This window comes from Ferroplasma sp. Type II (genome assembly GCF_000496155.1).
In genome coordinates this window covers 45,776-67,037 of record NZ_KI542685.1, presented here as the reverse complement: position 1 = coordinate 67,037, position 21,262 = coordinate 45,776, and the positions used below count along the sequence as shown (strand labels likewise).

At 39.0% G+C, this 21,262-nt stretch carries 19 protein-coding genes; 10 read left to right on the top strand and 9 right to left on the bottom strand.

Going from position 1 to position 21,262, the window contains the following annotated elements; genetic code table 11:
• The 6 genes from AMDU4_RS01395 to AMDU4_RS01370 all read left to right on the top strand — a co-directional run.
• Positions 1-751, top strand: a 751-nt coding sequence (locus tag AMDU4_RS01395) for a glycosyltransferase (protein WP_290703865.1), incomplete at its 5' end; no start/stop codon positions are given.
• An 81-nt stretch (positions 752-832) separates the two neighbouring features.
• Complete coding sequence (gene cysS / locus AMDU4_RS01390) at positions 833-1,804, top strand: cysteine--tRNA ligase (RefSeq protein WP_021786210.1); 972 nt, start codon at positions 833-835, stop codon at positions 1,802-1,804.
• The gene (locus tag AMDU4_RS01385; RefSeq protein ID WP_290703862.1) at positions 1,776-2,204 is read left to right on the top strand and encodes a hypothetical protein; all 429 of its coding nucleotides are present in this window, start codon (positions 1,776-1,778) and stop codon (positions 2,202-2,204) included. The genes cysS and AMDU4_RS01385 overlap by 29 nt, the downstream gene beginning before the upstream one ends.
• A gap of 22 nt (positions 2,205-2,226) precedes the next feature.
• The gene (locus tag AMDU4_RS01380; protein ID WP_021786208.1) at positions 2,227-2,772 is read left to right on the top strand and encodes an isochorismatase family cysteine hydrolase; all 546 of its coding nucleotides are present in this window, start codon (positions 2,227-2,229) and stop codon (positions 2,770-2,772) included.
• Between the two features lie 73 nt (positions 2,773-2,845).
• Positions 2,846-3,040, top strand: a complete 195-nt coding sequence (locus AMDU4_RS01375) for a hypothetical protein (protein ID WP_021786207.1) — start codon at positions 2,846-2,848, stop codon at positions 3,038-3,040.
• Positions 3,037-4,197: a nicotinate phosphoribosyltransferase gene (locus AMDU4_RS01370; RefSeq protein WP_021786206.1), complete on the top strand. Its 1,161-nt coding sequence runs from the start codon at positions 3,037-3,039 to the stop codon at positions 4,195-4,197. Before AMDU4_RS01375 ends, AMDU4_RS01370 begins: the two co-directional genes overlap by 4 nt.
• On the opposite strand, the gene AMDU4_RS01365 is transcribed toward AMDU4_RS01370, so the two are convergent.
• Positions 4,192-5,703 carry an APC family permease gene (locus AMDU4_RS01365; protein WP_021786205.1) on the bottom strand — a complete coding sequence of 504 codons (1,512 nt, stop codon included), beginning with the start codon at positions 5,701-5,703 and terminating at the stop codon, positions 4,192-4,194. The genes AMDU4_RS01370 and AMDU4_RS01365 overlap by 6 nt on opposite strands.
• 192 nt (positions 5,704-5,895) lie before the next feature.
• Between AMDU4_RS01365 and AMDU4_RS01360 the strand changes: the two genes are divergently transcribed.
• On the top strand, positions 5,896-7,170 hold the full coding sequence (locus tag AMDU4_RS01360; protein ID WP_021786204.1) for a DUF4147 domain-containing protein: 1,275 nt from the start codon (positions 5,896-5,898) through the stop codon (positions 7,168-7,170).
• A 29-nt stretch (positions 7,171-7,199) separates the two neighbouring features.
• The gene (locus AMDU4_RS01355; RefSeq protein WP_021786203.1) at positions 7,200-7,361 is read left to right on the top strand and encodes a hypothetical protein; all 162 of its coding nucleotides are present in this window, start codon (positions 7,200-7,202) and stop codon (positions 7,359-7,361) included.
• Between the two features lie 21 nt (positions 7,362-7,382).
• Here the strand turns inward: AMDU4_RS01355 and AMDU4_RS01350 are convergent, their stop codons facing one another.
• The 6 genes from AMDU4_RS01350 to AMDU4_RS01325 all read right to left on the bottom strand — a co-directional run bounded on the left by AMDU4_RS01350 (position 7,383) and on the right by AMDU4_RS01325 (position 17,905).
• Positions 7,383-12,479: an ATP-dependent helicase gene (locus tag AMDU4_RS01350; protein WP_021786202.1), complete on the bottom strand. Its 5,097-nt coding sequence runs from the start codon at positions 12,477-12,479 to the stop codon at positions 7,383-7,385.
• Between the two features lie 150 nt (positions 12,480-12,629).
• Positions 12,630-13,856, bottom strand: coding sequence for an MFS transporter (locus tag AMDU4_RS01345; RefSeq protein WP_021786201.1), 1,227 nt, complete (start codon positions 13,854-13,856; stop codon positions 12,630-12,632).
• 308 nt (positions 13,857-14,164) lie between these two features.
• The gene (locus AMDU4_RS01340; RefSeq protein ID WP_021786200.1) at positions 14,165-16,171 is read right to left on the bottom strand and encodes a xanthine dehydrogenase family protein molybdopterin-binding subunit; all 2,007 of its coding nucleotides are present in this window, start codon (positions 16,169-16,171) and stop codon (positions 14,165-14,167) included.
• Complete coding sequence (locus tag AMDU4_RS01335; protein ID WP_021786199.1) at positions 16,168-16,647, bottom strand: (2Fe-2S)-binding protein; 480 nt, start codon at positions 16,645-16,647, stop codon at positions 16,168-16,170. The genes AMDU4_RS01340 and AMDU4_RS01335 overlap by 4 nt, the downstream gene beginning before the upstream one ends.
• Positions 16,644-17,498: a xanthine dehydrogenase family protein subunit M gene (locus AMDU4_RS01330; RefSeq protein ID WP_021786198.1), complete on the bottom strand. Its 855-nt coding sequence runs from the start codon at positions 17,496-17,498 to the stop codon at positions 16,644-16,646. The genes AMDU4_RS01335 and AMDU4_RS01330 overlap by 4 nt, the downstream gene beginning before the upstream one ends.
• A gap of 71 nt (positions 17,499-17,569) precedes the next feature.
• On the bottom strand, positions 17,570-17,905 hold the full coding sequence (locus AMDU4_RS01325; protein ID WP_021786197.1) for a Rieske (2Fe-2S) protein: 336 nt from the start codon (positions 17,903-17,905) through the stop codon (positions 17,570-17,572).
• A gap of 635 nt (positions 17,906-18,540) precedes the next feature.
• Here AMDU4_RS01325 and AMDU4_RS01320 point away from each other — a divergent pair.
• A complete protein-coding gene (locus AMDU4_RS01320) occupies positions 18,541-18,942 on the top strand; it encodes a hypothetical protein (protein WP_021786196.1) in 402 nt (133 codons plus the stop codon).
• Positions 18,943-19,109: 167 nt separating this feature from the next.
• Here the strand turns inward: AMDU4_RS01320 and AMDU4_RS01315 are convergent, their stop codons facing one another.
• Positions 19,110-19,439 (bottom strand): hypothetical protein, encoded by a 330-nt coding sequence (locus tag AMDU4_RS01315; protein WP_021786195.1) that lies wholly within the window; start codon positions 19,437-19,439, stop codon positions 19,110-19,112.
• Positions 19,436-19,624, bottom strand: coding sequence for a hypothetical protein (locus tag AMDU4_RS01310; RefSeq protein ID WP_021786194.1), 189 nt, complete (start codon positions 19,622-19,624; stop codon positions 19,436-19,438). The genes AMDU4_RS01315 and AMDU4_RS01310 overlap by 4 nt, the downstream gene beginning before the upstream one ends.
• Before the next feature lie 673 nt (positions 19,625-20,297).
• Here AMDU4_RS01310 and AMDU4_RS01305 point away from each other — a divergent pair.
• Positions 20,298-21,262, top strand: a 965-nt coding sequence (locus AMDU4_RS01305) for an ISAzo13 family transposase (protein ID WP_290703860.1), incomplete at its 3' end; no start/stop codon positions are given.

Here is a 21,262-nt window from a genome sequence, read left to right as displayed (position 1 = left end):
ATACGATGCACATAACATTGAGGCTTTGCTCCGCATTGGTAATAAATACCATGATTATGCAATGCAAATAGAGAATAGCCTTGTTGTACGAGCCGATCTGATCCTTTCTGTGTCAGAAAACGACCTTAAGTATTTTAAGGAAAAATTAAACTCAAAAAATGCTGTCCTTGCAACTCACATATTAGGCGATAAAGCATACCAGTGGAAAGACGAAAAATCCAATCATATTATATTTATTGGTTCAATTTACAAACCAAATATAGAAGCTGTAGAATTTATTATATCAATTGCTAAAACATTGCCGGATTTTCAGTTTGATATAGTAGGAAACGTAAATACCCATGGATTTTCGCATGCACCTAATAATGTGATATTTCACGGACTGGTAGATGAAAACAAAAAAAATCAATTATTTGAGAATAGTTTTCTTGCAATTAACCCCATATTCAGCGGTGGAGGCAGAAATGTCAAAATGGTGGATTATATTATGCACGGACTTCCCATACTATCCACAGAGATCGGTATTCGCGGCCTGACAAATTATGACACCATAAACGCAATAATGGTTGAAAAAACAGAAAATTTCAGGGATGCCATACTTAAACTTGCAGACAGTAGGGAATTATTGAAATCCATGGCTGAAAATGTTTGTAAATTAAGAGATGAACTATTAAAGGCTGAAGGAGGAAATAATGTATATAACATAATAAAAACCGAATATGAAAAATGGAAATTAAAAACTGTGAAATAACTCCCTCCAATTCCTTGATGGTATTTCCCGAATGGTTATGAACTCCATTAAATTTATTTATAATACTCGAATGAGGCAATAATGATTATCCACAATACTCTGGGACAGAAAGATGCGGACTTTCTCCCATTGAATCTAGGAAGGATTAACATGTTCGTATGTGGTCCTACTGTATACGATGAATCACACATCGGGCATGCAAGGACGAATATATTCTTTGACGTAATAGCAAAATATCTACGTGCCAGGGGCTATAGCGTATTTTATCTTCAGAATATTACAGACATAGATGACAAAATAATTAATAAGGCAGCAGATGAAGGAAAAACCTATAAAGAAATAGCTGACCATTATTTTGAGGAATATACAAAAATCATGCAGATGTTAAGAATAGACAGCATTAACTATTATGCCAGGGCCAGCCTCTATATAAAGGAAATTATAGGGCAGATTCAGAGAATTATGGATCATGGATACGCCTATGAGACCCGGGATGGTGTATATTTCAATGTAAAAAAATTCTCAGAATACGGTGAATTGTCCAATCAGAATCTGGATCAGATAATGGAAAATGCCAGGGGTGTTATCAAAGAGGAGAAGAACGCTCCAGAGGACTTTGTTTTATGGAAGAAAATGAAACCCGGGGAACCGTTCTGGGATTCTCCCTGGGGAAAAGGACGTCCCGGCTGGCATATAGAGGATACAGCTATAACAGAGGCATATTTCGGATCGGAATATGATATACATGGGGGTGGGAATGACCTTATTTTTCCACACCACGAGGCAGAAATAGCCCAGATGCGTTCTATAAGTGGAAAGAAATACCTTGCCAGATACTGGCTCCATACAGGCATGGTGAATATAAATAAGGAAAAAATGTCCAAATCACTTAAAAATTTTATACAGACCAGAGATATTCTAGAACTTTACAGACCAGAGGATCTCAGGTATGCCATGGTAAACTCCAATTACAATACTGTTATAGATTTTTCCGAACAGCTCATGAAAGATTCACAGGGATGCAGTGGAAAGAATAAACATATTTTCCAATAAGATGCTGGAGATTAAATCTTCCCAGGGTAATTACACTGTAAGTAGCGAAGCAATAATCAAACATTTCAATAATGTAATGGACAGAAATTTTGACACAAGGGGTCTTATAAGGGAATTTACAGCCTTCGTTTCAGAGATATATAAAAACATTGGAGACATTTCATCTGAAACCGCATCCGAAATAGTTGGAATTGTAAACTATGTAGACTCATTCCTTAATATAATATATCCTAAAAAGAGCCTGAACACGGATATTATGGATCTGGTAATAGAAATAAGAAACCGTGCAAGGTCTGAGAAGAATTATGCCCTTTCTGACTATATTAGGAAAAAACTTGAGGAACAAAACATCTATATAGAGGATAACGGTGAAAAGACAATCTGGTGGATAAAAAATTAATACATATTAAGCATAACATCCCATGGCCGTGGAAAATAAAAGCTGCATCCTTGTGGTTGACATGATAAACGATTTTGTCACAGGTAAATTTGGAAACCAGAATGCAATAGATGCAGTAAAAATGGCGGAAAACACACTAAAAAAACTAAAAGGGCATTTGCCTATAATATTTGCAAGGGATGCGCACATGGTGAACGACCCTGAATTCCGTGTCTGGGGTGAACACGCAGTTGAGGGAACTGAAGGTTCAGAAATAGTAAAATCATTATCTGAATTTCCTGACTTTATATTAAAGAAAAGGCACTACGATGCATTTTTTGGAACCGATCTTGACTCACTTCTCCGGGCACTTGAGATCAAAAATATTTATATTTTCGGGATAAGCACTGACATATGTGTTGAACATACCTGTGCCGGGGCATTTTACAGATATTATAATGTAAAAGTTGTCTCCGACCTCTGTGCATGCATTGATCAGTCCCGGCAGATATCTTCCCTAAATAACATTAAAATAAATTATGGTTATATGCCTGTAAAATCAGAAGAACTATTGAAAGAGGCATTATAAATCAGCTACCCCTCCCTGAGGAATTTGTCCTGTGAGGAACAGCGCAGGAATTGATTAGGGGGCTTTGAAAAACATGAAAAAAAAGCAGAATTTAGATCGGCGGGATACATACACACCTGGGAAATCAATCCTTATAAAAGGAGGAGAAAAGAAGATGAATATAAGCACAAAGAAGGTCAAAATAGTAGGATATGGCAGGGAATTGATGTTTATTAGACAATTCCTTCCCACGCTTTTGCGTAAGGTTTTCTTGGAGGGTTTAAAATGAACAAATTCATCATGGCAAATGATTCAGACATAATGAGTGGTATAGTAACTGACGTGTATTTTGAAAAAACTATCAAATATCTTAAGCAGCTGTCAAAAAATCCATATGTGACCATGGAGGTGACTACACAGTCATCTGCATACGATTACATTAATTTTACAGGGCTCAATGATGTTATAACCTTGCTTGAATCTCATAATGTGAATGTTCAGGCAATTCCAGAGGGTACGGTAATCAGGCCCAGGGACAGATATGGTGTTCCTGTTCCCTTTTTAAGGATATCCGGAAAATATCTTGATTTTGCCGAACTGGAAACTCCACTGCTGGGATTTCTCTGCCAGGCATCGGGGATATCATCATATTCATCGCTCATAAAGAAAACTCTTGGGGATATTCCGTTCATATCATTTGGAATAAGAAGGATGCATCCAGCAATATCAGCCATGATAGACAGGTCTTCATACATCGGCGGAGCTGCTGGGGTGTCTGGAATATTCAGTTCAAGGACCCTTGGCATAGAACCCTCAGGAACAATGCCACATGCACTTTCACTTATACTTGGTGACCATGAAGCCTGGAAAGCCCAGTACGAGAATTCTAACTTCAGGGTATTTCTTATAGATACCTATATGGATGAGAAATTTGCGGCACTCAAGGCTGCGGAGGAATTCCCTGATATCGATTTCATAAGGCTTGATACCCCATCATCCCGGCGCGGCAATTTTCCCAATTTAATCAGAGAAATAAGATGGGAGCTGGATATAAGAGGACATAAAAACATAAAGATCATGGTGTCTGGAGGAATTAAACTGGAGGATATACCTGAATTGATCGATGCCGGAGTAAAATCATTCGGTATTGGGACATCAATATCATCGGCCAAGCCCGTGGATTTTGGAATGGATATAGTAAATATAGATGGAAATGATATAACAAAGCGTGGCAAATTCTCTGGGATCAAAAATGTTTACCGCTGCAGAGAATGCAACGAGGTAATCGTTTCATATTCAAATGAAGTGCCTGTATGTTCCTGTGGTGGCAGAATGGATAATTTATTGATACTATACCTGGACGATGGAAAAACAAAAAAAGTTGAGGATATAAAAACTATACGCAAGAGATCACTGGAAGAAATAGATAAAATAATGGAGTTATAATGTAAAATCTCCAATATTGTCAAGATTTTTTCTGTATTTTGTGAACATTACTGCCACGGTTAAAACTATCACTATTACCCATACAAGGGCGCCATAAACACCGTAGATATAGGGTGCACTCAGGTCAAAATATACGGCGGCAATTATTGCACCAATGAGCGTTATGCTTGATATTCCCGGTATGATGATGTGCCTGAATATATGTGTTTTCATGCCATTCTTTTTAAGATATAAATGCAGTGATGTATTGGTAAGTATATGAACTATGTAAGAGATTGGCGACTCAAGAACCAGTAGGAATACGGAGGAATAAAGCAAAGCGTCTATTATTTTTCCCGGATATAGCAATTCAAAGGAAATGCCGGTTGCAAGAACTATTGCCAGTGATACTATTGTAATAAACAGTATGGCATATACAGGGACTCCTCTTGTATTTGTCCTTGACAGTTTTTCTGGAATAACTCCCTCTCTTGAAAGTGAAAATATTACCCTTGATGCATTTGTTCCAAGTGATACTGTTGCCGTAAAAAATGAGTTTATGACTATTATAAGAAGTACTGCAAATGGAATCAAACCCATACCGTAGAACTCACTCTTGTATATGGAAAGCACAGGATAAGCGCCAATTCCCGCACCGGTACCGAATGTTGAAATATTTCCATATCCCCATGATATAACCTCGGCATATGCTGCAAGCACGATAGTTATTCCCAGTACAGCAATGCTTACTATTATAGATCTTGGTACCGTTTTTTTGGGATTCTTTGTTTCCTCTGCTATGGGTATAGATCCGCCAACTCCAACAAAAGCCCCAATAGCATAAACCATCATAGCCGCCAGTATGATAAAGTTTCCACCCACCGGAATAGCGGTAAATGGTTTAATGGAAATTGCAGCATGGTTCACTCCAATAATGTATAAGGAGGTTAAGATAAAAAAAATCACTTCAATTACTATGGCATATGAAACATATTTCAGGGAGGGTTTGATCCCCTTATATATAAGAAAACTCACAAACAGAATAAAAGCAATTGTTACTGGTATCCAAAGAAAATTTACATATGGAATTGCTATCCCCAGGCTTGGCAGGATTGCATAGGCAAACCCAATAAAGCCAAGAATCCCAAAGCCGGTAAAGCTCAGGATCTGGTAGCTTATATATGACAATGCAGTTGTGAGCCCAAATCCTTTTCCAAGACCATTTGCCACAAATGTATAATAGCCACCGGAACTGGAAAGATATTTAGAAAACTCAAATGATGAATAACTCATCATGGAATACACAACCAGGGCAAGCAACAAAATCAGGGGAATAGAAAAAGCACCATCGGGATATTTTGAAAATGTAAACGTCAGCAGTGCTGCGGTTCCTGCCACATAAAGGACGATCGTCCCTCCAGGGGCATTCAGACCCACTGCCTGTGATACGGCATGCCTCAATGACAATTGGTTATATCCAAGGTGTTTATATTCCCTTTTGGGACGAAAAACTTCTTCCTTTATCACGTAAAAGTTAATAGCTGAATTATATTTTAATTTTTGTACTGAAAACGTATTTTAATTGACTACGAATATCGTATAATATAGAAAATATATAGTTTTACGGATCATAGTAAAATTTCTATCCTTATGGTAATGATCCATTCCCTTAATATTGGACATTGAAAAAAGTTAAAACCATTAATTATATACGAACTCATGCAAATCCTTAACATGGATGATGTGGGAACCAGTCCCATGAGAAAGTATGCCCTTGAAAAAATAGTACAGGTAATGAATAAACTTAACCCTGCCAGGGTGATGGAGGGTAACTTTGATATTGACCTGAATAGCTATGCCCGGGTATACATAATAGGATTTGGAAAAGCCTCATTCAATATGTACGCTGGAATAAGGGATAAGGTAATGGAAAAGCTTTCATACGCAGGCATTATAATTCCTGACGATGAGAGGCACGATGAAATTTTTCCCGAACTGGAAATTTTAAGGGGAACACATCCATATGTGAGTAACCTTTCAGTGGAGTCGTCCATCAAATTACTGTCACATATAAAGGAATTAACAGAAAATGACCTTGTAATAGTACTCATATCAGGTGGAGGTTCATCACTTTTCGAGATACCCGAAAATGGAATTGATATGGATGATATAAGAAGAATATCCAGTGAGGTCATGGATAATGACGGGGATATTTATGTGTTAAACCATATACGTTCAACACTTTCATCAGTTAAAAACGGGAAGCTTGCCAGATTTCTTTATCCTGCCAGTGTCAGGGCATTTATTATCTCTGATGTTGTATATGATAATTTAAATATTATTGCCTCTGGCCCTCTTGTTAAACCAGTAGCACAGGTGAATATCAGAGAAATGGCAGATAAATATATTAATGACAACAGACTGAAAAATATCCTTGCCGAAAAGGCCGTGTCAGGAAATTTAGAGGATAAATATTTTTTGAGGGTAAAAAATACCATAATACTTAAAAACCTTGACTTTGTGGATTCTCTGTATTCTAACCTGGAGGGTGAGAAAATCAACCTTGGGAGTAATGTTAATGGAGATGTAAAGCTGGTCTCACAGGATATAACAGATATACTGAAAAGGCTGTACAATATCAAGGGCCAGGGATTCTGGTTTGTCTGTGGTGGTGAAACAACGGTCAACGTCACAGGAAAGGGAAAAGGCGGAAGAAATCAAGAGCTGGTTTCAAGGATGATGGAATATATGGACGAAAATGAAAACTTTCTCTTCATTTCTATGGGCACCGATGGCATTGATGGGAAAAGCATTGCTGCCGGTGGAATAGTTGATAATTCAACAAGAATAGATAACCTTGCCAGTTACCTTGAAAACAACGATAGCTATACTGCACTGTCAGAATCACATGGGGCCATTATAACTGGAAGGACTGGAAACAATGTGTCGGACATAATATTTGGCTTTTATGGCAGAACAAATAACAATTTTTAAATACAGCGGGTAATTATGGAGTGATTGGCATGGAAGAGCTGCTTTGTAATATAGAATTTGAAAAGGATGAAAACGGCTACAGCGCTAAGCTCAGAACTGATATGGGCGGCTTGCGTGAATACAACGGCATGACACTGGAAGAAGTTATGAATGAGGTGATACTTGAGCTTCAGGAGGAATTCTCACCATAGAACTCATTATTAAGAATTGTACTAACTTGAAATTATATAACCGGTATTGTTGAATTCAATTTTTGCTGAATCTCTGTATTTTGAATCGCCTGTTACGCTTTTAACGGTCAGGTATTTTCCACTCTTTTTCACTGAAAAGGAAAGTTTCACGGAATCATCCATAAAGAACAGGTAGCTATTCGTGGAATGGAACTTGGATTTAATATAATCAGAAAAAATAAGCATAATGATATCTTTCGGGGGAATTATTCTTGAGATCCTGTGTTTAACCTCATGCTCCAAAACATCGGTGCCCATATATATTATTCGATTTTCAACAGGCATCAAGGCCTCTTTTATAATTTTTTCTTTCATCAGTTTTCCAACAGAGAGATTGTATTCCACATCGCTGTAGATACCTGCAATATTTCTGTATATTGATATGTCAAAGAAACCCATTCTCCTGATAAGCTCCCTGAGGAGGATTTCAATTGCCTCTAATTTGGTATACTCATCATTTATAGGAATATACTTCCTCGATTTGTCCTTAGCTATTGCATTCATCCTGTAAAGTGATTTTACCGTTTCCTTGACAAGGAAAGAATTCATTTTAATCGATTTGATAAGTTCATTCTCAGACATGCTTCTGGATATGAGGTATTTGTAAACAGTTTCCTCTGCTTCAGTCAGTTCCCTTTTCTTTATGGCCTTATACAATGCTATCACATTTTTGGTTCCGTATGCTGGCACATTATATGGCCCCTCAAAGTTATAAATAAGCATGGAACTGTAGTAATTATTCAGTTCAACACTCCTGATTCCAGTATAATAAGCCTCCATATCTGTTCTGACGCCTAAAAATACCTTGCTCAATTCATTATAATTCATGGTTCCATTTCTGGAACTGTACCTGTTCACCGACAGGGAGAGAAGATCGGCAATGGTCATGTTAACCACGTCAAAATTTCCTTTGTAAATAACGTTTTCTGCAGCCATATAACCGTGTTTTATTCCCGCTTCCATGAGTTCCCTGTTCTGGGTCCTGATTATGATAGAGTCTATACCAAGTCTATATGTATCGTGCTGAAGTGTGTTAAGAAAGTCAGATACCTTTCCACTTTCAAAATCTATATTGTCAATCCACATTCCCGGTTCCTTTTCTTCCATGTAAAACATAGATTCCTCATTTCCATGGTAGATGAACCTTGCATTATAATTATCATTTCTGATATATTTACCAAGATATATGCTTACCGGGTCGTTCTTCATAACTATTATTGATGTATTCTCAGGCGCATCTGGTATATCACCGTAATAAATCTCATTTTTAAAATAAAGAGGTGAAAGTCTTGTATAATCCAGTTTTGCGGGATTGAACCAGAAGAACCTTGCAATCTCTCTTGCCGTTATAGGACCGTATTTTTCAATTATTAAATTTGTGTCAACATCATTTTCCGGTTTGTATATCTCCATTTTCCCACTGTGTCCTGAGACAACTTTAATTTTGTACTGCAGATTCCTGATTATTGCTTTTACTATTCTTGTGTCCATTCCTGTGATTTCTGATAGCTTTTCCTCTGTGTCTATGCCCTTTTCAATGTAATCAAGTATTTTCTCCTCCTCATCGCTGTTTTTCTCTTCTCTAATATAGTAAAGAACATCCATGAGCCATTTTGCAATATACACATATTTGTTTTTTATGGCTCTCGTGTAAAAAACGGAACCTGACTTCACAGCCTTTTCAAGATCCTCAACCCTGAATTTTTTTACTCTTGCCCTTATATCGAATACCTCAAATGCAAAGCCGTATTTGTTAAAGTAATCTTCAATGGAATCCACCTGCTGTGAAAAATTTGATATTCTGCGGCCTGACAGGTCATATTCTGTATTGTTTATTATGGCGTCAAAATCAGATTTCATCATGTACTGCTTCATGAATATAGGAGTGATATAATCGAATATTATCTTCCCGCTTCTTGTCATTTCATTAAGTGCGGACTCAAGGTCCTCATTATTCACAGGAAGCCTGATAAGCAACTCATCAAATGAAAGTGGGCCAAAGGATGAAAGTACAAGGGATATGGCATGTTTCATTGCATCTTCTGGTTTTTCCGGCTTTTCTTCATTTCTTATGTAATACTGTAATCCCTTCCTAACTGTTTTTCTTATGTGATATCCTGATTCCAGTTTTATCAGGCTATCCTTCAAATCCTGTTCACCTATTCCTGATTTTTTAAGTTCATTGAAAGTTGAGTTGTTTATTAAATCGTAAACTTCATTATCCCTCCTGTTAAGTTCAATATCCTTTCTGAACAGGTTGTATACTATTCCATAGTATTCATTAAATACCCACTGGTCAGATCTTATGAAACAGTATCTGATTTTTTCTGATTCCACAAGTTCCTCAGTCATGTCCTCTATATCCATTTCCGTGTAATCCAGTGGAGAATTGAATTTTTTCTTGAATGGATCAATATAAAGAAAATGCTCTGCAAATTCCATGTAACTTTCAATGCTGTTAATTGCCGGAATCTTATTTTTAAAATAATTCTCCACAAGCTTTGAATCCTTTATGAGGAAATCAATCCCCTCGGTTCCATATATCTTGTCCAGCAGTTTGCTTCTAAGTTCTTTTAATAATCTGGATCTGTCCTCCATGAGCACTATGTCAGAAACCCCTGAGAGAATTAGGTTATATGAAAATGGGCTTGTTTCCGTGGAATAATCCCTGATAATGTAATGCTTTTTTGATATTACATCGTTTACATACCATGCAGCACGTTCAACATCCATAACATCATATTTTACCTCATTGAATGCTTCCTTTATAACTGGAAAATTATGCATTTCTTCCAGAATTCTAAGAAGCCTGTCACTGCGGAGTTGCTGCCTGGCCACGGATATGTCTGTCTGTTTGTACTTTCTCAAAACCATGAGAGATCTGGTTGCACAGTACCTGAAACGCTGCTTAAAGAGTTCTGTGTTTACTATGGAACGATCCACGAGGTCCCTGAAATTTGAAGGTGTCAGAAGCCCCACAATATCCTTTATTGGCACTCTTCTGTTCAGTGTTATTGTGAATCCATTGTCATTGACGCTTATTCTTGTGTTTACACCGTATTTGTTGGACACGGCAAGCCCGTATGCCCTGGACATTGCATCGTTTACACGCCTTCCCAGGGGTATATGGAATATGATGCTGTAAAGGTCGTTGTCTATGTACCCTTCAATATAAAGATAGTCTTCCGTAGGTATGGAAAAATTACCCTGCGTTTTAACATAGGATATAAGGCTTTTAGCCCCGAAGGAATCCACTCTGTAGTTTTCCATAAGCCATTTTTCTGTTTCCTCTCCATTTTTAATTCTTTCGTACAGGGTTTTGCGGAATTCACCCACTAAAATGCCCAGGTCATAGCTCCTTGGCAAAAGCTCGCCAGTCCATGACGGGACAGTGGGCTTCATTCCTGTGGCAGTTTTTACAGTAATATTGTTTTTTGATACTCTTAAAAACATATAGGTTTTGGCCCCCAGGACAAAAATATCACCATTTTTGAGCCTTTCAACAAATTTGTCGCTGAGTTGCCCAATCATTCTGCCTTTTTCGTTTACCACATTGTAATTAGCCTCTTCCGGTATGGTTCCAACATTCATGAAATAGATCATCCGTGTACTTGCCTTTTTCCCGAATTTCTTTTCCTCTTCATCGTACCATATTTTGGAAAATAATGTGTTCCCCTCTATTCTTCCCGAAAGGTAGTTTATAGTTGCAATATAATCATCATATTCTAGAGTATGAAATGAAAATGAGTTGGTTATAATGTTATATGCCTCATCCACTCCCCAGGTTTTTTCAAGGGACATACTTATTATCCCCTGAGAGAGGACGTCCAGTGGATTCTCAGGAACGGTGACTTTGTCTATTTCATGGTCATATGCAGCCTTTGTCATGACAGCGCATTCCATGAGGTCATCAAGATCAAAAACTATAAACCTGCCCAGTGATAAATCTCTAACCCCATGACCAGACCTGCCTATTCTCTGCAGTGCCCTGGATACTGATTTTGGGCTTCCAATCTGTATAACCATATCAATATATCCAATGTCTATTCCCAGTTCAAGCGATGTGGATGTTATCACACATTTTAACTCCCCGTCCTTGAGGCGGTTCTCCACTTCTATTCTCGTCTGTTTTCCCAGTGAGGAATGGTGTGCCTCTATATTTTCTATTCCTCTGGCTTTGAGCCTCATTGCAACATGTTCCGTTGAGCTTCTGGTATTTGTGAATATAAGTGTTGTCTTATGGTTGTTTACAAGGTCAACAAGTATATCATACATCTTCTCATTGGCGACCTCATAGCTTACCAGTGTAAGGTCCTTCACAGGCGTGATTATGCTAAGGTCGAGATATTTGTTGGTGTTTACTTCAATTATTTCAAAATCCCTTTTTCTCTCTCCATTATAGCCACACAGATATGTTCCTATAAGATCCAGAGGTGCCTGTGTGGCTGAAAGGCCAATACGGACAAATCCGGGAGACAGGTTTTCTAGCCTTTCAAGGTTAAATGAGAGCAATGAGCCTCGCTTTGTGGAAGAAACCTCATGTATCTCATCCAGTATCACATACTCCACTCCAGTAAATTTTTCCTTGAATTTTGTTGCAGTTATTGCCAGTGAAAAGGACTCAGGAGTAGTTATTATAATATGTGGGGGTTTCTTGAGCATTTTGTTTCTGTCGTTCTGGGCCGTGTCCCCAGATCTAACTGCAACTTTGATCTTTGGAATGTCTAGACCCTTTTCTCTGGCCAGGTCATATATCTCGGAAAGTGGCTCATTGAGGTTTTTGTTTATGTCATTTGCCAGAGCCTTTAATGGTGATATATACACGCAGTATATCTTCTCCTCAAGTTCATTGTTCCTCGCTTTTTTAAACAGCTCATTTATTATGGAAAGAAAACCAGTAAGTGTTTTTCCTGTTCCGGTAGGGGATGATACCAGCACATTTTTCTTATCATGTATAAGGGGTATTGCCTTTCTCTGTGGTTCGCTCAAATCACTATATTTGTTATTGAACCATTGTGCAACAATGTCATCGAGAAAAGGCAATGTCTCTTCTACTTTAAATTGTTTATTGTATATCATCGGCGATAATCTGTAAGATAATTCATATTTCTATATAATTTTTACCTAAAACTCAGGTTATAGTTACCGTGATCGACCTCCAGAATGGATTATGTGTGCATTGAAAATAGCCTGAAGCACTATAGTATCATTTAATGGTAGCCTGAATACTCACTTCCTGCCCTTACCTGCACGGTGGCTCATGCTGAACAGGAGGAAAATCACTGATGTTGCAGCGCACATCAGGGAAAAGGTACCCCAAAGTTCAACAGGGCTGAATATCAATGCTGCCAGGATAATTGTTCCAACAAGTGGTCTGAATGGGTAGATCAGACTTCCAACGGCTGACGCGAATCCCAGATAGCCCCCTCTCCGATTCTGTGGTGCCAGCCTTGTGATAAAAGCCATGGTAGCAGGAACCTGAAGATTTTCTCCAAGAGTTAGAACAATTATGGCCATAGCTACTACAGGGAAAAAGGGTGTTAATCCGATTATTAAATATCCTACAGCATAGAGTGCGAGGCCGGATGAGATCCTGACAGAGTCTTTCCACTTTCCTGTGACCACGTTGATGGAATTCTGAAAAAGGATCACCACAACAGTATTTATTGCAAACAGGGCAGTTATGTAATAGGTTGCAAAACCGTATTTTGAGGAGAGGAAGAGTGGTGTTATTGGACTTTCAAACATGCCGGAAACAAAATATGCGCTGGTGGTGAGTATGGCTGCAGCAATGAAAAAAAGATCATTACGGGGAATGAAGATTTTATGGCCAGTCGACACTGACTGTTCAATGGTACTCTGATTTCTGGTATCCCTTATCCTGTAGAAATAAAGTATGAATTCAATAAGAGAACCAACGGCTGGAGCAACGAAGACTGCGGAGTAATTGAACGTTGCAATGATCCCACCAATCACAAGCCCCAACCCAATGCCAATGTTGCCTGCCACCCTTGTCCTGCTGAATGCCTCAACGCGGTCGGATTCCTCAGTAGTATCTGAAATTAAGGCTCCGTCATTTATGTACTGGGCTGAACTTACCGGATTTGTGATAACATAAAATAGTATAAGAATCCAGGTTGGGCCACCGAGAAATATGTCAAAGAACATTCCTGAAAATATAATTATGTTCGCAGTTGGAACCATGAGCCCAACCAGGCGCCTCCCAATCCTGTCGACGAGATTTCCCCATGCCAGTGAGGCAGGGAAACTAAGCAGTCCACCGGCAAGGGCCACTATACCTACATCTACATAGGTTAGCCCCCTGACCTCGTAAAGGTAGATAGACATGATTATCCATACTACATACTGACCAAAGGCCCTAATAAACTCAGCGTAAGAAATGGTATTGACAATAGGATTATTCAGGCTTCTGCCGAAGATGGAAAGGTTTTTCATATATAGACCGTAAGTTAGCCCCTATTTATATAAAATATATAAGCCTGATGTCGCCAAAATTCCGGTTGACAGGCAGTGGTGATTCTACTACTAACTGAACATTCCACTCTTTATTATGAATTACTCCTTGAAAACCATGACATTATAGGCAACTCCTTGGGTGAATGTATATGGAGAATAAAATAGTTTATTTTCCGGATAACTGCAAATATATGTTTCTTGGATTGCTTCAATGGAGCCATAATATTTCTATTACGGAAACAGCTATTTAAAATAAATGTATTAAAATTTATGATGGTATCTGTACATTACTGTTTTCCGAATAGGAATTCCCGTGTAATAGGCATTATATTTATTCTTTTATGGATCTGAGTCTCCAGGGATCTTGCCAGTCCTTCCGGAATTCCAATCATTGGTGATTCTCCCAGTCCCTTTGCCTTATCTTTCAGTAAGGAGGGGTTTTCTACTATTTTTATGTCAAATTCCGGGACGTGATCAGCGGTTAGAACACCAGCATCGGTAATGCTTGTAGTCATTAACTGCCCATCCTCTGAATATCTCAGTGTCTCTGAAAGAACTTCCCCTATTGCCTGTAGAGCTCCTCCTTCGGTCTGCCCCATGATATTTGCCATGTTGAGTACTTTCCCAACATCATAATATGCCCCTATTTTCAGCGATTCCAGATCACCTGCCTCGTTAATCTTTGAGGTTACAAGATTGAAATTAACTGCATTATCGTTGTAGTCGAACTTATAGAATGTTGTGAGGTCAAAATCATGCTTTATGAGTATTTCTGGAGTATACTTTCCGTATTTTTCGATTACCTGCTTCTTTAGTTCCTCAGCAGCCTGCATTAATACTGATCCATGTGTCATAGCCGATTTTGATCCCCAGGTTCCCACACCGGTAGGGAGGGTTTCAGTGTCCTGCAGTTCAAGTGATATTGAATCCTGTTCTATATCCAATTCATCGCTAAGTATGTTTTTAACGAACAATTCATGTCCCTGGCCAGATACATTGCCTCCAAGATATGTATGCACTTTTCCATCCTTTACAATAATCCTGGCGCTTTCTCCTGGTGCAGTATCTTCATCCAGTATAAAGAGCGATATGCCCACATGCTCCTTCTTTGCCAGTTCCCTGTAATTAAAGTATTTAAGAGCCTCTTCGAGGAATGGTTTTGTAGGATAATTAATATCCCATCCCAGGGGTGATTTGAAAGGTTTTTCAAGAGCATTTTTCAGTCTTATATCCGCTATATCCATGTTTAGCTTATCTGCCATAAGATCCATCATTCTCTCCATGAATATTGATGCCTCAGGTTTTCCGGCACCACGGTAATAACCATTTAACGCTTTATTTGTAATCATATATTTTCCTATAAGATGTGCCTTTTCAATAAGGTAGGGTCCGGTCATCTCATGAATTACATTTCCAAGGTCAGCGGAAGCTTCATCAGCAAAGTAGGCACCATTATCCAGTAACACTTCTCCATCAAGGCCGGCAATTTTACCATCCTTTTTAGCGTAAAGTGTTAATGTAGCCTGTACTCCTCTACCAGCATGGCAGGTTTGGAGATGTTCAGTCCTTGTCTCCTGCCATTTTACAGGTTTCCCAAATTTCATTGAAGCATAGCATGCCACTATATATTCTGGATAAAAGAGTGCCTTGACGCCGAATGCTCCACCATTATCTATAAGGTACAGCCTTACCTTTTCCGGTGGAAGCCCGAGAGATTTAACTATCCCAGATTTAGCCCTCACTATGGATTGTGAGGGAAGATATACGTTGAGTATGCCATCACGATAATCGGCAATAATTCCCCTTGTTTCTAGAGGATTGGCAGAAACTCTGTCAAGCAGTATTGTATCTGTCACTTTCACATCGTAGTCTATGTCTTTTTCATTGAATTTCACACCAACTTCCTCCTGTGAGAGCACATTGTCTTTTTTATCCTTATATATAGGGGGCTTTTTCTTTGCATCGTCTATGCTGTATACAGCCTCCATTGGTTCATAGTCAACACTCACGGTTGAAAGCAAATCCTCGCTCTCGTAACGGTTCTTTCCGAATACTGCGGCAATTGCCTGTCCCTGGTAGTTTACCTCTCCAATGGCAAGAACGGGTTCCTTATGGTCATTCTCACCCATGGAATAGTAGGCATTCAAATCCTTTGATGTCATGCCCCCCTCGACTTTTTGTATCTTTGCCCTGGCATATGGGCTTCTCACAAGTGACATGTATAACATTCCATCAAGGTTTATATCGTCCAGGTATCTGCCCTTGCCATTTACAAATCTCTCCAGATAACTCATTTTGCCACCACCCTTTCCTCATTTATCTTTTCACTGGCTTTCTTTATGGAGTTAATGATTGAAACATATCCAGTGCATCTGCAGAGATTTCCTCCCAGGTTTGTTTTTATGTAGTCATCGCTCGGGTTTTTGTTCTTCCTGAGCATATAAAGTGATGTCATTATCATTCCCGGTGTGCAGAATCCGCACTGAAGGCCATTTTCTTCAACAAAGCTTTCTTTTATTTTTTTCAGGTCAGCATCACTTTCGTTTTCTATGGTTTCTATTTCATGGCCATCTGCCTGCACAGCCAGTACGGTGCACGACTTTACTGCTTTTCCATCCATCAGTACAGTACATGCCCCGCAGTTGGTTGTATCGCATCCTATATGGGTTCCTGTAAGCCTCAGATCATCTCTTATGAAAGTAGCAAGCAATGTCCTGGGTTCCACGTCCTTTTTATATTCCTTTCCATTTACCTTTATGTTAACTATCATTTCGGTACACCCCCTATTCCCTTTACGGCTTTTTTAAAGAGATATTTTAATAATTTTTCTTTGAATTTTGTGCTGCCATTGTCATCATCAACGAAATCAGTTATTTTCAGAAGCAAATCGGCCGCCTTTGCGGTGTTTTCATCATTTATTTCTTTTCCCTCAAGGAATTCTTCGGCTTTCCTTGCTTTCAATGCAGTTGCTCCGCAGTTTGTAAGTCCTATTCCTGCTCTTCGAACTTTTGTTCCATCCATTGACAGATCTACAGCTATGCCAAGGATAGAAAAATCACCTGCGTATTTTGTGTATTTCAGGTACCTTCCTGAGGATTTGTTATCTTCTATTTTTATTTTTGTAAGTATTTCACCCGTATTCAATGCAGTCGTGAATGTATCTGTAAAGAAATCCTCAGCTTTAATAATCCTTTTTCCCCTGGCCGATGTAACTTCAAATTCCGCTCCAAGGGCAAGCATTACCGCAGGGAAATCGTTTGCTGGGTCACCATGGCATATATCGCCACCTATTGTGCCCATATTTCTTACCAGAGGATCAGCTATGAGTCCTGCAGCCTCGCTCAATATGGGGAATTTCTTTCTTATTTCCTGGTTTTCCCCAATATCGGCTGTCCTTGCCATTGCAGCTATTTCCAGGGTTTTTCCATGAAATGAGATCGCATCCATGCCTTTGATTCTGCCTATATCCACAAGTTGCGGAACTGATGTGAATCTGAGCTTCAGTAAAGGTATCAGGCTCTGTCCCCCGGCAAGTACCTTTGCATCTTCATGTCCATTCAAAAATTCAGCAGCCTCCTCTATGCTCTCTGGTGCATAGTATTCAAATTTATCCGGAAACATAATAATGCAATAGAAAATCGTATAAAAACGTTCCTAATATCCTCAAATAAAACCAAATAAAAATAAGATATTTAAATATTTATTGATAATTTTCCTTCATTCTCCTTTACCTCATATGAACTAAGGTGCTTTGCCTCCTTTCTTGTTATTGCCTTGACAAATCCGTTGATGTTTTTATCCACGTTTCCTGTTTTCATATCAAATTTTGCATGGTGTTTCGGGCATATTACATCCTTTCCTTCTATTTTTCCCTTCCCCAGATCTCCACCCATGTGAGAGCACAGGGCATCTATTGCATAAAACCTTCCATCTATATTTGAAACTAGTATTTTCTTACCACTAATTTCAAATTCCTTGCTTTTTCCTGCCTCAACTTCGGACGGGTCACATACAGTTTTCCATTCCATATTTATCAGGCAATTATACAAATTCCTCTATATAAACTATGGCATAAATGTAAAGTTATAGGATGAAGTAACCAAACTAAAAAAATATAAGGGATATTATTATCTAAAACCTGTAAATCACGGTGCTGCGATTATTGCTAGCTTCTATTTGGGAGTTTCTGGCACTGGAATACCAGGAGAAAGAAATAGAAGGTGTCATAGAGAAGTCAGAGGGAATAGTGCAGCCTGTAACCCTATAAGACCAGTTGGAGGTAAACCAATCTATGAAAAAACCTGAAATCATAGTAGCAAATCGGACGCACCGGTTGAGTAATCACCGATGTGAAAGCTCCGAGGATAAAGCACCCGTGAGCGAAAGCTCAGGCCGTACAGGGGTGCGAGCAAGCAACCTGGCCACAGCATTAAGTCAATTCTGCAGCACCGTAATGACCACCACATGAATACGGTTCAAGTGGAGTAGTAAGCGCGACGAGCCTTTTATTCCTTGGCGAAGTCAACACGTTCAGGCAAGACGGGTATGTGCACCTGAATGGCGCTTCGGTGTAGAGGAAGTAGCAAGGTTGCAAGGTCTGATAGGCAAAGCAGGGAGTATCCGTGTTCCACCCCGAGCCAAGAAGGGGAAGGGATGCAGCGGAATGCGTAACGCCAACGCTGCATCCGGAAACGGAGATTCGGATCAGGTCATAGTACCTATGACAGCCATAATAACAAATGGCGAGAGGAAAGGACCTGCGGACACAGCGACTGCAGGAAGTGGAAGGGAACGTCCTATTCTCTTAAAGGGGTACAGGGGACAAAACTTATTGCCGTATAGTGGAGATGAGAGGAAAGAGCCGGACAAACAGACTGCAGATAAGCCATACTCAAACGGAAACCCTCCAGAAGCAAGGGCATGCGTATATAATGAGGTGACCGGAAGGGGTATGGTGATCGTGGAGGCGCTGTGTTTGAAGCCGTACTGGGGAAATCTCGCCGTACGGAATTTTAGAGGGGGAGCAGGAAATAGGATTGGTCTATCCGCCCTGACGGGAAGTTAGGGTTAAATTCAGGAGAAACCAATCACTACGCTTGCCTTCTACTCGACCCAGTATTGACAAAATGATAATATAGAAAGCACCTGAAGCTTTTAAGTCGAAATTGATGGAGAATATCCTGAAGGAGATATTGAAGGGTCCGGAGCTGCTGAATAAGTTCCGGAATGAAATCAAGGGGAAATAGGCTTTATAACTTTTCCTAATATTTCACCAATTCTGAAAATATACTCAATATATACCATCATATAACTAAGGGAAAACGGAAGGGAAATGAGAGATATTATTAAAAATATAAATGACCAAAAATTTTCAATTACAGCCAGTATTATGGTTACCCCAAAAAATAAAAAATTAATGTAAAGTAGAGTCCTAATAATAGGAAGAACAAAGGCAACTAAATAAATATTTTTAGAATATAATAAAGATACTATTGGGAAAAACAAAAAGTATATTGTGAGTATAACTGCCGCCGACTCGGCTATGGCCTGAAATTCAATCATTCTATCCCTAATATTTCATAAATTGCCTTTTTAAGCTTTGGGTCGGAAATATTTGCGTCTATCTTAGCTTTATCAGCTTTAGTTAAATTAAATTTTTTAATAATATATTCTGCTGTTGAATATGAAGGAAATATTGATTCTTTCAAGATTATTGATAACGGTTCTTTTTTCTCCGCTGAAATCATAAAAATTTATCACATAGTATTATATAAACTTTCGGAGATAGAATGCCATGTGGCTCATCTGGAGGAAATTCCGGATATCCGCTTCCATATCTGTGTATGGAGACATAGTAAAATACGATGTCTTCATTTTAAAACTGAAATGGTGGTGGAGTTTCCTATATATTATATAATTATAGGCTGGGACATAACCTGGGACAAAAAAGAAAAAATTTAGAAATGAGAAATGAATGGAAATGGAATAAGCATAGGAGATATCTCCTTCTAGCTGAATTCCTCTACCGTACAGGTGGAAGAATAGATGAAGTTCTCCTTGTAAAGCTGTCTGAAATAAATCTGGCCACATTTTGGATTAGGCATATAATTTTGATCTCCAGGAACATCTTAACTTCCACAACTTTGTTCATATCTTTGCAGTTTCTAGTTTTTCTATATGGATTTGAGATAATATGCCGTTTTGGCATAAAACGTAATATAAAATAACAAAAGTTAAAACGTAATTTAATCCAATTATCCTGTAAATTTCAGCCTTTTAACAACTTACGTTTCTGAAACGTAATTATTCCATAATTATTCCAAATTCATAATATTATAGGGTGTGATATTACCACTATTTAACAAGCTAAGGCATTGTAAGCAAATAACATAGTTATATAAACAACTAACTGTTATACATATGATGAGCAAGATAAAGGGAGAGGAAGAGCTTATTCAAAAGATAGCTGAAAAATACAGCAACTTATCAGGAACCTTCAATGAAAGATCCCGAAGACTGTGGGCGGGTAACGAGAGCCTGTCAATAGGTTATGCGGGCATAGAAATTGTATCACGGGCAACCGGGCTGTCCCGCAGTACCATTATAAAGGGAATGAAAGAGATCACGGACAAGAGGGAGTTGAAAGACAGAATACGTGATCGTGGTGGTGGAAGGAAAAAGGAGGTGGACAAGAATCCCGGGATCAGGGACGAACTGATCAAACTGATAGAATCATCCACAAGAGGAGATCCACAATCCCCACTGCTATGGGAGAGCAAGAGTTTGAGGAAACTATCATCTGAACTCAGGGAGAAGGGGTACGATGTCAGCCATGTGCTGGTGGAAAAACTGCTCCATGACATGAAATATAACCTAAAGAGCAACCGTAAGATGAATGAGGGAAAGAGTCACCCCGATCGAAACCTGCAATTCGAGCATATTAATTCAAAGGCAATAGAATTCATGAAAGAGAACCAGCCCGTCATTTCCATAGATACAAAAAAGAAAGAACTCATAGGCAACTTCAAGAACAATGGAAAGGAATGGAAGCCAAAGGGTGAATACGATGAGGTCAACGTGTACGATTTCATGCAGTTTGCAGAAGGAAAAGCTGTACCATATGGTATATATGACATGAAACTCAATGAGGGATACGTAAACGTGGGAATTGATCATGATACTGCAGAGTTTGCAGTGCAATCCATAAAGAAATGGTGGGAATGCATGGGAAAGAAGAGATATCCCGATGCAGAGCGGCTGATGATTACGGCGGATGGTGGCGGTAGCAATGGTTCAAGGGTGAAGCTGTGGAAGATTGAATTGCAGAAATTCGCCACAGAAACAGGACTGGAGATTAGTGTATGCCATTTCCCACCAGGCACAAG

Excerpts from the sequence above, each read along its gene's own strand:
- AMDU4_RS01340 (WP_021786200.1), bottom strand. The coding sequence starts at position 16,171 with ATGAGTTATCTGGAGAGATTTGTAAATGGCAAGGGCAGATACCTGGAC.
- AMDU4_RS01345 (WP_021786201.1), bottom strand. The coding sequence starts at position 13,856 with ATGAAAAACCTTTCCATCTTCGGCAGAAGCCTGAATAATCCTATTGTC.
- AMDU4_RS01375 (WP_021786207.1), top strand. The coding sequence starts at position 2,846 with ATGAAAAAAAAGCAGAATTTAGATCGGCGGGATACATACACACCTGGG.
- AMDU4_RS01350 (WP_021786202.1), bottom strand. The coding sequence starts at position 12,479 with ATGATATACAATAAACAATTTAAAGTAGAAGAGACATTGCCTTTTCTC.
- cysS (WP_021786210.1), top strand. The coding sequence starts at position 833 with ATGATTATCCACAATACTCTGGGACAGAAAGATGCGGACTTTCTCCCA.
- AMDU4_RS01310 (WP_021786194.1), bottom strand. The coding sequence starts at position 19,624 with ATGATTTCAGCGGAGAAAAAAGAACCGTTATCAATAATCTTGAAAGAA.
- AMDU4_RS01360 (WP_021786204.1), top strand. The coding sequence starts at position 5,896 with ATGCAAATCCTTAACATGGATGATGTGGGAACCAGTCCCATGAGAAAG.
- AMDU4_RS01370 (WP_021786206.1), top strand. The coding sequence starts at position 3,037 with ATGAACAAATTCATCATGGCAAATGATTCAGACATAATGAGTGGTATA.
- AMDU4_RS01330 (WP_021786198.1), bottom strand. The coding sequence starts at position 17,498 with ATGTTTCCGGATAAATTTGAATACTATGCACCAGAGAGCATAGAGGAG.
- AMDU4_RS01320 (WP_021786196.1), top strand. The coding sequence starts at position 18,541 with ATGCGTAACGCCAACGCTGCATCCGGAAACGGAGATTCGGATCAGGTC.
- AMDU4_RS01355 (WP_021786203.1), top strand. The coding sequence starts at position 7,200 with ATGGAAGAGCTGCTTTGTAATATAGAATTTGAAAAGGATGAAAACGGC.
- AMDU4_RS01380 (WP_021786208.1), top strand. The coding sequence starts at position 2,227 with ATGGCCGTGGAAAATAAAAGCTGCATCCTTGTGGTTGACATGATAAAC.
- AMDU4_RS01325 (WP_021786197.1), bottom strand. The coding sequence starts at position 17,905 with ATGGAATGGAAAACTGTATGTGACCCGTCCGAAGTTGAGGCAGGAAAA.
- AMDU4_RS01335 (WP_021786199.1), bottom strand. The coding sequence starts at position 16,647 with ATGATAGTTAACATAAAGGTAAATGGAAAGGAATATAAAAAGGACGTG.
- AMDU4_RS01315 (WP_021786195.1), bottom strand. The coding sequence starts at position 19,439 with ATGATTGAATTTCAGGCCATAGCCGAGTCGGCGGCAGTTATACTCACA.